Annotated in this window: 12 protein-coding genes; 8 read left to right on the plus strand and 4 right to left on the minus strand. The window is 71.7% G+C overall.

Features of this window, described 5'->3' with window-relative positions; all coding sequences use genetic code 11:
• Positions 1 to 1,359 carry a serine hydrolase gene (locus OG470_RS12560; RefSeq protein ID WP_328423864.1) on the minus strand — a complete coding sequence of 453 codons (1,359 nt, stop codon included), beginning with the start codon at positions 1,357 to 1,359 and terminating at the stop codon, positions 1 to 3.
• An 84-nt stretch (positions 1,360 to 1,443) separates the two neighbouring features.
• Positions 1,444 to 2,982: a gluconokinase gene (locus OG470_RS12565; RefSeq protein ID WP_328423866.1), complete on the minus strand. Its 1,539-nt coding sequence runs from the start codon at positions 2,980 to 2,982 to the stop codon at positions 1,444 to 1,446.
• A gap of 226 nt (positions 2,983 to 3,208) precedes the next feature.
• On the opposite strand from OG470_RS12565, the gene OG470_RS12570 reads away from it, so the two are divergent.
• From OG470_RS12570 to OG470_RS12600, 7 genes are all read left to right on the plus strand, one after another.
• Complete coding sequence (locus OG470_RS12570; RefSeq protein WP_328423868.1) at positions 3,209 to 4,354, plus strand: hypothetical protein; 1,146 nt, start codon at positions 3,209 to 3,211, stop codon at positions 4,352 to 4,354.
• Between the two features lie 56 nt (positions 4,355 to 4,410).
• A complete protein-coding gene (locus OG470_RS12575; RefSeq protein ID WP_328423870.1) occupies positions 4,411 to 4,956 on the plus strand; it encodes a WapI family immunity protein in 546 nt (181 codons plus the stop codon).
• Positions 4,957 to 5,048: 92 nt separating this feature from the next.
• A complete protein-coding gene (locus OG470_RS12580; RefSeq protein ID WP_328423872.1) occupies positions 5,049 to 6,323 on the plus strand; it encodes an RNA polymerase sigma factor in 1,275 nt (424 codons plus the stop codon).
• 130 nt (positions 6,324 to 6,453) lie between these two features.
• The gene (locus OG470_RS12585) at positions 6,454 to 7,128 is read left to right on the plus strand and encodes a DUF998 domain-containing protein (protein WP_328423874.1); all 675 of its coding nucleotides are present in this window, start codon (positions 6,454 to 6,456) and stop codon (positions 7,126 to 7,128) included.
• Positions 7,129 to 7,162: 34 nt separating this feature from the next.
• Complete coding sequence (locus OG470_RS12590; RefSeq protein WP_328423876.1) at positions 7,163 to 7,543, plus strand: YciI family protein; 381 nt, start codon at positions 7,163 to 7,165, stop codon at positions 7,541 to 7,543.
• A gap of 162 nt (positions 7,544 to 7,705) precedes the next feature.
• Positions 7,706 to 8,479: an alpha/beta fold hydrolase gene (locus tag OG470_RS12595; RefSeq protein ID WP_328423878.1), complete on the plus strand. Its 774-nt coding sequence runs from the start codon at positions 7,706 to 7,708 to the stop codon at positions 8,477 to 8,479.
• Positions 8,480 to 8,608: 129 nt separating this feature from the next.
• Entirely contained in the window at positions 8,609 to 9,760 is a 1,152-nt protein-coding gene (locus OG470_RS12600; protein ID WP_328423880.1) for an epoxide hydrolase family protein, read from the plus strand.
• 99 nt (positions 9,761 to 9,859) lie between these two features.
• Here OG470_RS12600 and OG470_RS12605 read toward each other — a convergent pair whose 3' ends face one another.
• Together OG470_RS12605 and OG470_RS12610 are read right to left on the minus strand one after the other, a co-directional pair.
• Positions 9,860 to 10,552, minus strand: a complete 693-nt coding sequence (locus OG470_RS12605; RefSeq protein WP_328423882.1) for a hypothetical protein — start codon at positions 10,550 to 10,552, stop codon at positions 9,860 to 9,862.
• A gap of 15 nt (positions 10,553 to 10,567) precedes the next feature.
• Positions 10,568 to 12,925, minus strand: coding sequence for a fibronectin type III domain-containing protein (locus OG470_RS12610; protein ID WP_328423884.1), 2,358 nt, complete (start codon positions 12,923 to 12,925; stop codon positions 10,568 to 10,570).
• Between the two features lie 324 nt (positions 12,926 to 13,249).
• Here OG470_RS12610 and OG470_RS12615 point away from each other — a divergent pair, with 324 nt between their 5' ends.
• Positions 13,250 to 14,053: a PPOX class F420-dependent oxidoreductase gene (locus OG470_RS12615; RefSeq protein ID WP_328423886.1), complete on the plus strand. Its 804-nt coding sequence runs from the start codon at positions 13,250 to 13,252 to the stop codon at positions 14,051 to 14,053.
• Positions 14,054 to 14,068: the final 15 nt, after the last annotated feature.

Below are 14,068 nucleotides of genomic sequence, written 5' to 3' on the forward strand. Positions count from 1 at the left end.
TCACTCCTCGTACGCCCCGCCGGCCGGGCTGACCAGGAAGTCGTAGACGGTGCGGGCCATCCGGCGGACCGTCTCGTCGCCGGTGTCCATCGGCCCGGCGGTGAGGAACGCGACGGCGGTCTCCGAGCCGGGGATCAGGTAGTAGCCGACGTCGTGTGAGGCGTCCGGCAGGTCACCGGTCTTGTGCGCCACCGGCACGCCGGGCGGCAGCGCCGCCGGGATCTTGGTGTTCAGGGTCTGCTCCCGCATGAAGCCGATCATCAGGTCGCGGGAGGCGGGGGTGAGGATCTCTGCGTCCCAGACCGCGCCGAGCAGCGAGACCACGTCGTCCGGGCTGGTGTAGTTCTCCTCGCCGCGCAGCGCGGCCGCGCTGTCGAGCATCCGGCGGGCCAGGATGGTCGAGCGCTGGTTCATCGAGTCGATCAGCGCGTTGACCGGGGCGAACCCACCCAGGTAGGTGATCAGCACGTTCGCGGCGATGTTGTCGCTGTACTTGATCAGGTACTGGGCGAGCCGGTGCAGGGTGACCACCTGCGGGAACGTCTCGAATTGCAGCTGGCCGGTGCCGCCGACCACGTCCGCCGGGGTGACCAGCACCCCGTCGTCGAGGGAGACCTGTCCACAGTCGACGCGGCGGAGCAGCTCGACCAGGATCCACAGCTTGATCACGCTGGCGGCCTTGGGGCGGAGCGCCCCGTTGACCGCGATCTGCTGATCGCCGTACCGGCCGGACAGGTCGCGGACGGTGACCCCGGCCGGGTTGAGGCTCGCGTCGGCGACCACCCGGGCGAGTTGCCCGCTGAGCGGAAACAGTCGGGCTCCCGCCACCGGGTCGGTGGGCGGCTGCGGGCTGGTGACCACCACGCCGGTCAGCTCGGTCGGCGGGTGGTACCGCCGGGTCACCGCAAGCGTGCCCTCGCTCCGTCCGACCAGGGGCACCCGGTAGCGGTAGCTGCTGCCCTCGACGGTGACCTCGCCGCTGGCCACCCCGGCGGCGACCCGCATGTCCGGGTCGGCGACCCGGCCGGTGTCGCCGTCGCAGGCGCGGTACCGCACGGTGTGCCCGAGTGAGTCCACCGCGAACACCCCGCCGGGGAACGACAGCCAGGACACCTCGCTGGTCGGTGCCCGCTCCGGAGTCGGCTCCGCCCCAGGCTCGTCCCCCGCCTCCGCCTCGCCGTACCCCGGCTCGGCCCCGTACCCCGGCTCGGTTGTGGGCCCCGGGCCGGGGCCGTCGGCGGTGGCCGGCCCGGTCGTCGCCACCACGGCCAGCGCGACCACCGCCGCCAGCCACTTCAGGGGTACCCGGAAGAACGGACCCGACTGGGAAGATGAGGGCTTCTTGTCGCTTTTTCTCACGTTTGCACGATATGAAGCGCCGGAGGCGGTTGGGGTCATCGGGACTGGCGTCACCCGTCCGGGCGGCCATGTCCTGACAAGCGCTCAACCCTGGATGAGGCCCGTGGGCAGGCCGGGTGCCATCCGGCGCATCGAGGTGAAGGTGGGCACCAGCGCCTCGTACAGCTCGGCGAAGAGCGGCAGAAGCGCCGCGTACGTGGCGGCGGCGGCTGGGTCGGGGCGGACCGTCTCCTCGATCCGCACGAGGTCGAAGGCCACGTCGATGCTGGGGATCAGCCCCAACGCCTGCATGCCGAGCATGGCCGCGCCGAAGCTCGACCCCTCGGGCCCGGTCGCGAAGCTCACCGGCAGGCCGAGCACGTCGGCGAGCATCTGCCGCCACAGGCCGCTGCGGGCGAAGCCGCCGCCAGCCCGGACCTCACGGACCTCGTTGCCGGCCGCGCGCACCGAGCTGAGCACCAGCGCGAGCTGCTGACAGACCCCCTCGAGCGCGGCGCGCACCAGGTGCTCGCGGCGGTGCCCATGGGTCAGCCCCACGTACGCGCCGCGGGGCAGCGCGCTCCAGTGCGGCGCCCGCTCGCTGTGCAGGTACGGCAGCATGATGAGCCCGCCCGAGCCGACCGGCGCCCGGGCCGCCAGTGCGACCAGCTCCTCCTCGGAGTGCGCGCCCAGGTCCGGGGCGAGCGCTTCACCGGCCCAGCGGAGCACGATGCCGCCGTTGTTGATCGCGCCGCCGACCGTCCAGCGATCCTCGGTCAGCGCGTAGCAGAACACCCCGCCGAGCGGGTCCACGCCGGGCCGCTCGACCATCACCCGCATCGCGCCGCTGGTGCCGATCGAGCAGGCCACCATGCCGGGGTGCACCGCGCCCAGGCCCAGGTTCGCCAACGGCCCGTCGCCGGCGCCGACCACCACCGGGGTGCGCTGCGGCAGGCCGGTCGCCGCCGCGGCCTGCGGGGTGAGCCCGGGCAGTACGGCGGTGGTGGAGACCAGTTGGGGCAACTGCTCCTCGGTGATACCGGCGATGGCCAGTGCCTCGCTGTCCCACTCCAGCTTGTGGATGTCCATCAGGCCGGTGCCCGAGGCGACGGAGTGGTCGGTGACCAGCACCTCGCAGAGCCGCAGCAGCACCCAGTCCTTGATGCCGACCCAGTGCGCCACCCGTTCGAAGAGTTTCGGTTCCTGCTCGGCGAACCAGAGCAGCTTGGGCAGTGGCGCCATCGGGTGCATCGGCGTCCCGGTGCGTCGGTGCAGGGCCAGGCCGGACGGCACCGCCCGCAGGCGCTCGGCCTGCCGAGTGGATCGCGCGTCGGCCCAGGTCACGGACCGAGTGAGCGGAACGCCGTCCGCGTCCAGACCGATCAGGCTGTGCATGGCGGAGCCGAACGACAGCCCGGCTACCGGCTCGGACAGCTCGGCCACCACCGCGCGGATCGATATGAGCACCGCGTCGAGGATGACCTGCGGGTCCTGCTCGGCGTACCCGGGCTGCGGGTCGTCCAGCGGGTAGCCGGCCGTGTGGCTGGCGAATTGTCGGCCATTGGCGCCGTACGCGACGACCTTGGTGCTGGTGGTGCCGATGTCGACCCCGATCACCACCTCGGGCCGGGTTTCCTGCGGCACGACCCTCACCCCCTCCGTACGGCGGCATCGCCACCCGGCTGCGGCTGACGTTACCGAGCGAGACGGCGCTCCGGACCGAATGAGTGTCGGCAGCAGTATCGCCCTATCGTGCAATTTGCTCCGCCGATCGGGTACTTCGCCCTTTTTTGGCGTGTCCGGGCGGCGCGCCGCCGCTGTTAAAAGGTGTGACACCCCGGTTGGTGGCCAGCGCGGCGGAGGAGTCGGCGTGGCGAAGACTGAATCGACGGGTTCCACATGGCGGTACCGGTGGGCGCGCCGGCAGAACGTTCGGCGGGTCAGCACGTTCCGCGGCGCCGAGGCGGCGTGGCGGCGACGCGACGACGAGTTGCGGCGGCTGCGTGCCCTGGCCGCCGACTTCCAGGGCTCTGCGGCAGCCGGCGCCGGCCTACCGTTGGAGCTGGCCGGCGACGAGGTGGTGCTCTGGGCGCTGCCCGCCGCACAGCTCGTCGAGGTGCGGCACACCACGGTGCTGCCCGCGCCGGATCTCACGGTCGCCCCGCCGGCCGGGCCGTTGCGCCAGCGTCGCCCGGACGGCGTCCGGGTCGCCGACGCAGGCATGGCGGTGATCACCAGCCGTCGACTGGTGCTGCTCGGCGGGCGCGGCCGGCGCGACTGGGCGTACGGCCGGATGACCGGCCTGGGCCACGACCCGGCGGCGCCGGTGACCCTGATCCAGGTGCTGGACCGGCGGCGGACCTCCGGGCTGATGCTGCCCACCGACGCGGCGGCGGACTTCCGGTTCAAGCTCACCCTGGCCTTCGCCGACGCGATCGAGCAGCGTCCCGCGGTGCTCGCCCAGCTCGACGAGCTGATCGCCGAGCACGCCCAGCTCAAGCCGTTCCGGCCGGCCGCGGCCACTCCCGGGCAGGCCCGGCTCTCCGCGCTGGTGCCGGGCGGCCGGCGAACCGTCGCGGTGGCCGCGGCCGTGGCGCTGCTGGTGCCGGCGGCGCTGTTCGAGTCGGACCCGTCCGACCCGACCGGCGGCGCGGAGGTCGCCGTCGCGGCCACCCCGGCGTCCAGCGCCAGCGCGGTTCCCGCGCTGCTCTACCCGGCGGCCCCGCCCTCGCCCCGCACGACACCGAAGCCGACGAAGTCGCCGCGCCCGTCGCTCACCGCGACCCGGGACCAGCGCTGCGGCGCGCCGGAAAACCCGCTGGGGTACGACTTCTGCGGCGGAACCCGGATCCGGCGGCCGGCCACTGAGGTCTGCGACTGGTTCGACTGCGTGCCGCAGTTCTGGGCCGGTCGGGGCTACCTGGTGCAGTGCCGCGACGGTTCGGTCAGCCTGAACGGTGGCCGGTCGAACGCCTGCACCGAGCACCGGGGCGTGCGGCGAACCATCTGGAAGTGACCGTTTAATGCCGGTTTCCGCCCGCTCGTCGACTTCGGTCGGTCAGAATTGGCCGGATGGAGATCCGGTCCGACGACGGTGCCCGGCTGAGGATCCGCCCAGTGGGCTACCAGCCCGGCATCGATCCGCCCGACGACCCCGACCGGTCCGCACCCGGTTGGCGCGACTGGCTGCTCATCGAGGTCGACGCCCGTACCGCTGACGGTCAGACCTGGTCGCATCACTACCCGAGTCTCCTGGTGGAGGAGGCCCGCGCGCTCGGCAGTTGGCTGCGGGGGCAGGCGGAGGCGGCCGTCGGCCCGAACCCGCCCCCGGCGGTGGTCAGCTTCACCGAACCCAACCTGACCCTGCGAACACGGGTGATCCGCCGCCGCCGGCTGGAGTTGACCGTCGAGTTCTCCGCCGAGTCGCTGCCACCGTGGATGCGCCGCCCGACCACCGCGATCTACCCGCTGATCCTCACCGTCTCCGCGGACGCGCTGGTGGTCGCCGCCGACCAGTGGGCCGGGCACTGCGAGGCGTACCCGCCGCGTACGCCGTCGCGGTTTCCGGCCCGGGGCCCGCTGCCCGGGCCGATGACGCACCCCCGGCGCGCCGGCTGACCGGCCAGCCGCGCATCCCCGCAGTCGCGGCACGGCCCGCCGCCGATGTCGTTCCTTGTCCCGGCGGTACCGGGCTGCTCTGATGGGCGGTCATGGGGGATGAGCAGGTGCACCGCACCATCGAGACGGTGTGGCGGATCGAGGCCGGGCGGGTGATCGCCGCCCTGGCCGGACTGGTGCGCGACGTCGGCTGGGCCGAGGAGTTGGCCCAGGACGCCCTGGTCGCAGCCCTGGAACAGTGGCCACGCGACGGCGTACCGGCCAACCCGGGCGCCTGGCTGACCACAGTCGGGAAGCGGCGGGCGATCGACGCGCTACGCCGCCGGAGCCTGCTGGAACGCCGGGTCGCCGAGCTCGGGCACGACCTCGGCGACGAGCAGTTCACCCCGGACTTCGACGCCGCCTTCGAGGAACGGATCGACGACGACCTGCTGCGCCTGGTCTTCACCGCCTGCCACCCGGTGCTGTCGCCGCAGGCACGGGCGGCGCTGACCCTGCGGATGCTCGGCGGCCTGAAGACCGAGGAGATCGCCCGGGCGTTCCTGGTGCCCGAGACGACCGTCGCGCAGCGGATCACCCGGGCCAAAAAAGCCCTGGCCGACGCGAAGGTGCCGTTCGAGGTGCCCGGCGTCGCGGAGCGCGGCGAACGGCTCGCCTCCGTGCTGGAGGTGATCTACCTGATCTTCAACGAGGGCTACTCGGCGACCGCCGGCGACAACTGGATGCGCCCGGCCCTCTGCGCGGACGCGCTGCGCCTGGCCCGGGTCCTCCAGCGACTGATGCCCGACGAACCGGAGGTGCACGGGCTCGCCGCGCTGCTGGAGATCCAGGCGTCGCGCACTGCGGCCCGGGTCGACCCCACCGGCGAGCCGGTCCTGCTCATGGAGCAGGACCGGGGACGCTGGGACCTGATGCTGATCCGCCGGGGCCAGGCCGCGCTGGACCGGGCCCGCGCCGCCGACGGACCGCCCGGCCCGTTCACCCTCCAGGCGGAGATCGCGGCCTGCCACGCGCGGGCGCGTACCCCGCAGGAGACGGACTGGGCGCGGATCGCGGCCGGCTACGCGGAGCTGGCCCGGGTCGTGCCGTCGCCGGTCGTGGAGCTGAACCGGGCCGTCGCGGTCTCCTTCGCCGACGGCCCGGCCGCCGGCCTGGACCTGGCCCGGGCGCTGGCCGACGAGCCGGCGCTGGCCGGCTACCACCTGCTGCCCAGCGTGCTCGGGGACCTGTTGGCGAAGCTGGGCCGCTACGACGAGGCGCGGTTTGAGTTCGCCCGGGCCGCTCAGCTCACCAGCAACGAACGCGAGCGTGCGTTGCTGCTCGCCCGCGCCGCCGACTGCGCCCGGGGCGTCGCGCCGACCCGCTGAAAAATCGCCGGAAGAAATGTCAACCGCCATGTCGTATCCCGACCGAACCGCTCGACGCGTCAGTGGAAGCCGGCTCGCACCGGCGCACGAGACCGGCCACCGGCCGGTCGGGACAGATGAGGAGATCGGCATGACGACGACGGCGAACGCGATGGGCGCTGGGTCCGCGGTGGCGGGCGTCGGCTCCCGGCGTACGACGACAAGGGCGCTGCTGGCCGGCGGGGCCGCCGCCGGTCCGCTGTTCGGGGTGGTGGCCGCGGCCCAGGTGCTCACCCGCGACGGGTTCGACCTGAGCCGGCAACCGCTGAGCCTGCTCGCCCTCGGCGACCTGGGCTGGATCCAGATCACCAACTTCGTGGTGACCGGACTGCTCGCCCTGGCCGGCGCGGTCGGGCTACGGCGGACGCTGCGCGGCGAGCCCGCCGGAACGTGGGGGCCGGCGCTGGTTGCCGTGCACGGTGTCGGGCTGATCATCGGCGGGGTGCTGGTCTCCGACCCGAGCATGGGTTGGCCGACCGGCGCGCCGGAGGGTGCGCCGGAGACGCTGAGCTGGCACGCCGTCGGCCACGGCGTCGGCGCGGCGCTGGCCTTCGGATCGCTGACCATCGCCTGCCTGGTCTTTGGCCGCGGCTGGTGGCGGGCCGGGCAGCGTGGCTGGGCGGCGTTCTCCCTCGGCTGCGCGTTGGCCGTCGTCGTGGTGCTGGCCTGGCCCGACCAGGACACCGTGAGCGTCCGGATGGCGCTCGCCTGCGCCGTCATCTTCGCCTGGCTGACCGCGCTCTGCGGCCGGCAGTTCGCCCGCTGACCGTCGTTTCATCGATCACGAGAGGACCGAACCGATGCGCTACATGCTGATGCACAAGCTCAACGAGAACCTGCCGGGGGCGTTCGACCCGAGCCCAGAGTTCATCGCCCGGATGGAGGCCTTCATGAAGGAGGTGGCGCAGTCCGGGATACTGCTCGCCGCCGAGGGGCTGTGCGAGACCTCCAAGGGCGCCACCCGGATCACCGTGACCGGCGGCAAGACCACCGTCACCGACGGGCCGTTCACCGAGACCAAGGAGCTGATCGCCGGATTCGCGCTGGTGGACGTGCGCTCCCAGGAGGAGGCGGTGGAGTGGGGGCGGCGGTTCGCCGACGTCTTCGCCGAGACGATCGGCGAGGTCGAGGTGGACATTCGCCGGGTCTACGAGGCGCCGGAGGCCGGCCAACCGGCCTGATCCGGCCACGCCGTGCCGCCGCCGTGCCGCCCGTGCGACTCGGCGGCGGCTTTGCCCGGCTCGGCGCGCGACAGTGTCGGACGGTCGTGATACCTCTGCGGTATATCGATACTCCAGAGTCATCACGCTCGGGCGGCACCTCCGCCCGGAAGGGAGCCCGGGATGCCCGGCTACGTGCAGCTCGGCGAGGTCAACACGTTCTACGAGCGCGATGGCGCGGGGGAGCCGCTGGTGCTGCTGCACCCCGGCTTCGCCGACTCCCGGGCCCTCGGGCAGAACGTGCCGGGGCTGGCGAAACGGTTCACCGTCTACCGACCGGACCGGCGCGGGCACGGTCGTACCCCCGATGTGGGCGGCCCGATCAGCTACCAACTGATGGCCGAGGACACCATCGCGTTCCTGGAAAAGGTGGTCGGCGGGCCGGCGCACCTGGTCGGGCACAGCGACGGCACCCCGGTCGCGCTGCTGGTGGCGCTGCGCCGCCCCGACCTGGTCCGCCGGCTGGTGCTCGCCGCCGGGGTGTTCCACCACGACGGCTGGATCGACGGCGCCGTCGACCTCGACGAGGAGACCGTCGCGTTCTTCGTGCGGTACCACGGCGAGGTGTCACCGGACGGGCCGCAGCACTTCCCGATCGTCAAGGCCAAGCTGGACCGGATGCACCACGAGGAGCCGACGGTGACCGTCGCCGACCTGGCCGGCTACCCCGGCCCGGCGCTGGTGATGGTCGCCGACGACGACGAGGTCCGCGTCGAGCACACCCTGGCGCTGCGCGACGGGCTGCCGCGGTCGCAGCTCGCCGTGGTGCCGGGCACCAGCCACGGCCTGCTCGCCGACAAGCCCGACCTGTGCAACCGCCTCATCATCGACTTCCTCACCGAGCCGCTCGAATCGGCGGCCAACCCGGATGGCGCGGCCGGCAACGGCCACGGGTAGGGTGACGTCCGTCAGCCACGAGAGGAGGTGAGCCCGGTGAACACCCACTGTCACGTCTGGGCGCTCCACTCGGCCGTCCCCCTCAGCTGACCATTCGCGTCGGGGAGCGCCCTCCTTATCGGAGGACCAATGTCTATCTCCCCGTTCCGCATCGACGTATCCGATGCGGTCCTCGACGACCTGCGGGCACGACTGGCCCGTACCCGCTTCACCGAACGCAGCGGCAAGCAGCCGTGGCAGGGTGGCGTGGACCCCGACTACCTGCGGGACCTGGTGTCCTACTGGCGCGACGGGTTCGACTGGCGGGCCCGCGAGGCGGAACTCAACGCCTACCCACACCACCTGGCCCTCGTCGGCGGCCGGAAGCTGCACTTCCTGCACGTCCGCGCGGCCCGTCCGGCCGGTACGCCCGCGCCGTTGCCCCTGATCCTCAGCCACGGCTGGCCCAGCAGCTTCGTCGAGATGCTGCCGCTGGTCGACCGGCTGACCGACCCCGCCCGGTACGGCGGCGACCCCGCCGACGCGTTCGACGTGGTGGTGCCCTCGCTGCCCGGCTTCGGCTTCTCGGAGGTGCCTGACGAGCCGGTGACCCGGGCGGTCCTCGCTCGGACGCTGCACGAGTTGATGACCGACGTGCTCGGCTACGAGCGTTACGGCGCCTTCGGCGGCGACGTCGGCGGGGTGGTCACCGGCTGGCTGGGTGCCCTGTATCCGGAACAGGTCGCCGGCATCCACATGATCCACCCACCGTTCCCGGCCAGCTTCGACGCCCGTCCGCTGTCGGCGGCCGAGCAGGCGTACCTGGACGCCGAAGCCGCGTACGACGAGACCGACGGCGGTTACAGCGCCATCATGGGCACCCGGCCGGACACCCTCGCGGCGGCGCTGGTCGACTCACCGGCCGGGCTGGCCGCCTGGCTCGTCGACAAGTACCGGGACTGGAGCGACAACCACGGTGACCTGGCGAACAGCTTCGACCGGGACACGCTGCTCACCATCATCACGCTGTACTGGGCCACCGGCACGATCGGCTCCTCGTTCCGGCAGTACTTCGACTTCGACCACAACACCCCACGGCCCGACATCACCGTGCCCGCCGCGTTCACGGTGAGCACCGAACCCTCGCAGGCCAACCTCCCCCGGGAGATCGCCGAGCGGGCCTGCACCGACATTCGGCACTGGAGCGAACCGGGCCGGGGCGGGCACTTCATGCCGCTGGAGGAGCCGGACCTGCTCGCCGGTGAGATGAGGGAGTTTTTCACCTCGCTGCGCCCGTACTGATCGGCAGGGGAGCCGGGCCGGTCGGCGCCCTGGCTGACTAGCGCCCGGCGTGGCCGGCGGCTGTTTCGGTTGTCCCCGGAACAGCCGCCGGCACCCGGGCTACGCGCCGAGCGACGCCTTGGCGGCGTCGATGGCGTCGAGCAACTCCTCCTGGTGCTCGAAGCCCTCCTCGACGACGGCCATGTTCACTCCGCATTCGCGCTGCCGCGCCTGCAGCAGCGTCTCCTCTACCGGAGCCACTGGGAAGGCCAGCGGGTCGAGGCCGGGAGCCCTGGCCACGTCGTCGACCAGGAGCCACTTGTTGTGCTCGTCGTAGCCGACCACCCCGGCGGCGATTCCCCTGGCCCACTGGTCGAAGAGCCCGGCCAGGCTGGTGGCGGCACGGACGGACTCCCAGGCGTCTTCTGAGATCACGTAACGCCAGATCTCACCCTCGTGCTCGCCGGCGAGGACGAACGTGTAGAGGAGGAAATCGAAGTGGAACAGGGGCAGTTGCTGCCGCCAGGGGAACGGCGTGCCGATCGACAGTCCCAGATAGTCCAGCGCGTCCCCGCCCTCCGGCCATGGCATCCGCCATCCGGCGTTGGGCAGCAACCGCCGGTCGGGCCATCGCTGCGACTGCAACCAGGTCAGCTGCTCCGCGACGTGATCCACCCCGAAGATCCGGTGGACCACGTCCGGCGGCTGCCCGGCCGGCGACTCGCCCTGGTCGGGCCAGTCGAGGCCGGCAGCCGTCGCCGCGACGCGGTACTCCCGCACCGCGTCGCGCAACACGCGCATGTCATCGAGCATCAGCAAGCTCCTCGGCTACGGGGCCGTGGGGGTCATGCAGAGGCTAGCCCCGCCCCCGCTGACCTTGAAGGCGAAGCTTGTGCCGCCGGCCTCGACCCACGGCTTCACCGGCAGCACGATGAACTCGGTGTTGTTGTTCACCTTGCACTTGCCGTAGAACGCGTTGATGTCGTTGGCCTGCGGCAGCGACTCCGTCGTCGACACCAGCTTGAGGCTGGCGACCTGGCCGGTCAGGTTGACCGCCTGGTTCGTGGACCAGAACGGGAACTCGTCGCAGGTCTGCCCGGGCACCCGCACGTCGCACGCGTTCGGTTTGAACTCCACTCTGTTGAACCATCCGTGGTTGTAGCCCTTGGCGCGCGCCGCCTGCCCCCCGACGCTGCGCGCCGGGTAGAACCACACCGCCCGGGTCGGCGGCTGCGGGAATCCGCCGTCACCCATCGCGGTCACGATGTGCTTGCCGGTCTCCGTCATGTCGGCGCCCTTGTAGTTCTTGGCGCCGGGGACGTAGACGATGACGTTGTCGTCGCACCCGGCCTTGCCCTGGGTGCCGCGCTGGGCCGTGCACGCCGAGTCGATGATCCGCTTGAGGCGCGAATCCTCCGTGGAGTCCCACGCGAAGTCGAGATCGCGCTGGTCGGCCACCAACTTCGTGGTCTTGATGACCTCGGCGTAGACCTTCAGGCTGTTGTACCACTCGCCCTCGTCCAGGCCCCAGTTCTCGAACGTGTCGAAGTCGACGTCGTGCTCGATCGGGTACTCGATGAGGCCGTTCACGCCGATCGTGCTGGGGAACAGGATGGCGAGCAGGACGCCCAGCACGACACCGATGCCGATGCCGGCGGCACCGACGACGATCCACGAGGTGCCGGCGGCGGCGACCTGAGCGGCCGCGACGACCTCGACCGTCTCCGCGATGGGAGCCAGCAGCGTCGCGCAGGCGCCGCTCGCACACCAGGCGATCGGCGCCACCGGGCCCGGCACCAGCAGGCGGGCCTGCGCGGCGTCCACCGAGGAGATCACCGGTCCGCGGCCGGACGGGGCCACCGCGAAGAGCATGTCGGTGATGTTGTCCGCGCAGTCGAGCAGTTTCTCGCCCGACGGCGGCAGGAAGGCGTCGAGGCAGCTGCTGTTCGCCGCCCGGTAGCAGCCGAGGAAGATCTCCGTGCTGCCGGCGGGTACCGGCACCGTGGCGCGTGAGCTGGCCGCGATGTAGAAGTCACCACCGGCGCCGGCGCACTGCGACGTTTCGCTGGCGGTCGTCTGCGTGGTCGCCGCCGACACCTCGTCCACATGGATCATCGTGGTGAAGTCACCGGCGAGCTCCCGTGCCACCGTGCCGTCGGCGCGCAGCGCCTCGACCCGGAACGCGTACGGCGTGTACTCCTCGAGCGGCTCGATCGGGAGCTTGATGACGCTGTCCGCCGTGCACGGGTTGGCCACGTTGCCGTTGCCGTCCACGCAGAGCTGCTCCAGCGCGAACTGGTCGTAGATCTCGCCGTCCAGGTAGGCACGGTAGCTCGCCTCGTTGGCGGGCTGCGGGTGCCAGCTGGCCATGGCGCCCCCCTCATCGGGGTCCAGGGTCAGACCGGCGTCAACGTCCGGCGGCGGCGGCAACGCGTCCGTCGTGAAGGACGTCGTGGCGGGCGTCGCCGACCGGTTGCCCGCCAGGTCGATGGCGACCACGGAGACGGTGTGGTTGCTCAACGGTTGCAACCCCGTGATCGAGTACGAGCGGGTGCCGATGGTGGTCCGCTGCGCCGTGCCGCCGTCGACCTTGACCTCGTATCCCGCGAGGCCGTAGTTGTCGGTCGCCGCGCCCCAGCTCACCTTGGCGCTGGTCGCCGTGATTGTGCCGACCGCCAGGTTCGGGACGTTGCTCGGTGGGATCAGGTCCACCACGGTGATGTCGCGCAGGATCTTCGCGTACCGGCCGGGTTCACGCTCGGCGCGGGAGCAGACCTGGACCGGGCCCAGGTGCGGCGGGCGCATGCTGGTGGTCCACGAGGCGGACCAGTCCGTGACGCCGGGCGGCGGCGGACCGAAGGTGAAGCTGGACGAGGTCGTCTTCTCGATCGAGACGTCCACCATCGTGGCCTGCTTGTGCAGGTAGCCGTTGATGGCGATCTTGCCGTTCGCATCGACCGCGACCTCCGACCCGGCTGTCGGTCCTTCGAGCCGGATGGAGGCGTGGTTGATGTCCTCCGGTACGGACGGGTCGGCGCAGGCCGGAAGTTGTTCCTCGACCACCGCCTGGGCCTCCGCCTGGGCAGCCGGCTGGCTGATCAGGGAGACCGGTAGGACGAGCGCGACGGCGAATGCCGCCGCGCGCAAGGACCTGCTGAAATATCGAGTACGTCTGTTGTCGGCCATGCCGCTCCATCCCCGTGATTGATCAATGACGGGGCACAGTCTGTCATGGTGATCTATATTTAGAACACCCTATTTTTAGTCCATGCTTGCGAGGGGAACGCCCGCATTACCGCGATAGCCCCGGCGTCCAGGCAAGCGCCGGTGAGCGTCTTTCAACCGGCGGCGAGAGGCCGGCAACGTGCGACTGGTCGCCTGCCGCGCTGCCGTGGAAGCGGGCGCCGCAGTTCTTCGCCTCGCTGCGCCCGTCGTGACCACTGGCGGAGCCGGGCCGTTCGGGTGTCACGCCGAGGTGCGTGGTCTCGTCATGGGCGTATGAGAACAATCGTGCGAACCTCCGCCGCCCTGCTCGGGCTGGCCAGCGCGGTCGTCGGGCTGTGGGCGATGCTCGCCCCGGCCTCGTTCAGCACCTGGGCCGACTTCCCGCCGCACCGGCACTTCGTGCACGACATCGGTGCCTTCCAGCTCGGCATCGGCGTGACCCTGCTGCTCGCCACCATCTGGTCCGACGCGCTCACCGTGGCCTTCGCCGGCTACATGGTCGGCGGGACCGCTCACACGGTGGTGCACGTCGCCGACCGCAATCTCGGCGGCACCACCGGGCAGACCCTCGCGATCGGCGGTGCCGTGGTGGTAGCCGGCGCGGCGTTCGCGTACCGGTGGCGCGAGCGGGGTTGGGTGCTCGGCGTGGTTTCACCGACCGGTGTGCCGGCGCTGGCACCGTTCGGCCCGCAGAAGACGGTCGTACTGACTACGTACCGCCGGGACGGCCGACCGGTCGGGACGCCGGTGAGCATCGCGGTGGCCGGCGGCCGGGCGTACGTGCGCAGCTTCGAACGGGCCTGGAAGACCCGGCGGATCGGCAACAACCCGATGGTCACGGTGGCGGCGTCGACCGCGCGCGGCGTGCCGACCGGCTCGGCCGTCCAGGCCACCGCCCAGCGGCTGGAAGGCGCGGAGTACGACATGGCTGCCCGCACGCTGCGCCGCAAGTACCCGCTGCTGCACGGCGTGCTCGTGCCGCTGATGCACCGCCTCGGGCGGCGCAGGACCGGCCGGACGGTGCACTTCGCGATCGTCCCCGCGAGCGACCGGGCCGAGCTGTCCGAGCTCGGTAGCCCTCGCGGGTAGCCAAATCTCTCCTTT

It is taken from the genome of Micromonospora sp. NBC_00389 (genome assembly GCF_036059255.1).
Classification (GTDB): Bacteria; Actinomycetota; Actinomycetes; order Mycobacteriales; family Micromonosporaceae; genus Micromonospora.

Bases quoted from the DNA above. Each gene is read 5' to 3' on its own strand.
- OG470_RS12575 (WP_328423870.1), top strand. From the start codon at position 4,411: ATGGAGATCCGGTCCGACGACGGTGCCCGGCTGAGGATCCGCCCAGTG.
- OG470_RS12590 (WP_328423876.1), top strand. From the start codon at position 7,163: ATGCGCTACATGCTGATGCACAAGCTCAACGAGAACCTGCCGGGGGCG.
- OG470_RS12580 (WP_328423872.1), top strand. From the start codon at position 5,049: ATGGGGGATGAGCAGGTGCACCGCACCATCGAGACGGTGTGGCGGATC.
- OG470_RS12610 (WP_328423884.1), bottom strand. From the start codon at position 12,925: ATGGCCGACAACAGACGTACTCGATATTTCAGCAGGTCCTTGCGCGCG.
- OG470_RS12605 (WP_328423882.1), bottom strand. From the start codon at position 10,552: ATGCTCGATGACATGCGCGTGTTGCGCGACGCGGTGCGGGAGTACCGC.
- OG470_RS12585 (WP_328423874.1), top strand. From the start codon at position 6,454: ATGACGACGACGGCGAACGCGATGGGCGCTGGGTCCGCGGTGGCGGGC.
- OG470_RS12600 (WP_328423880.1), top strand. From the start codon at position 8,609: ATGTCTATCTCCCCGTTCCGCATCGACGTATCCGATGCGGTCCTCGAC.
- OG470_RS12595 (WP_328423878.1), top strand. From the start codon at position 7,706: ATGCCCGGCTACGTGCAGCTCGGCGAGGTCAACACGTTCTACGAGCGC.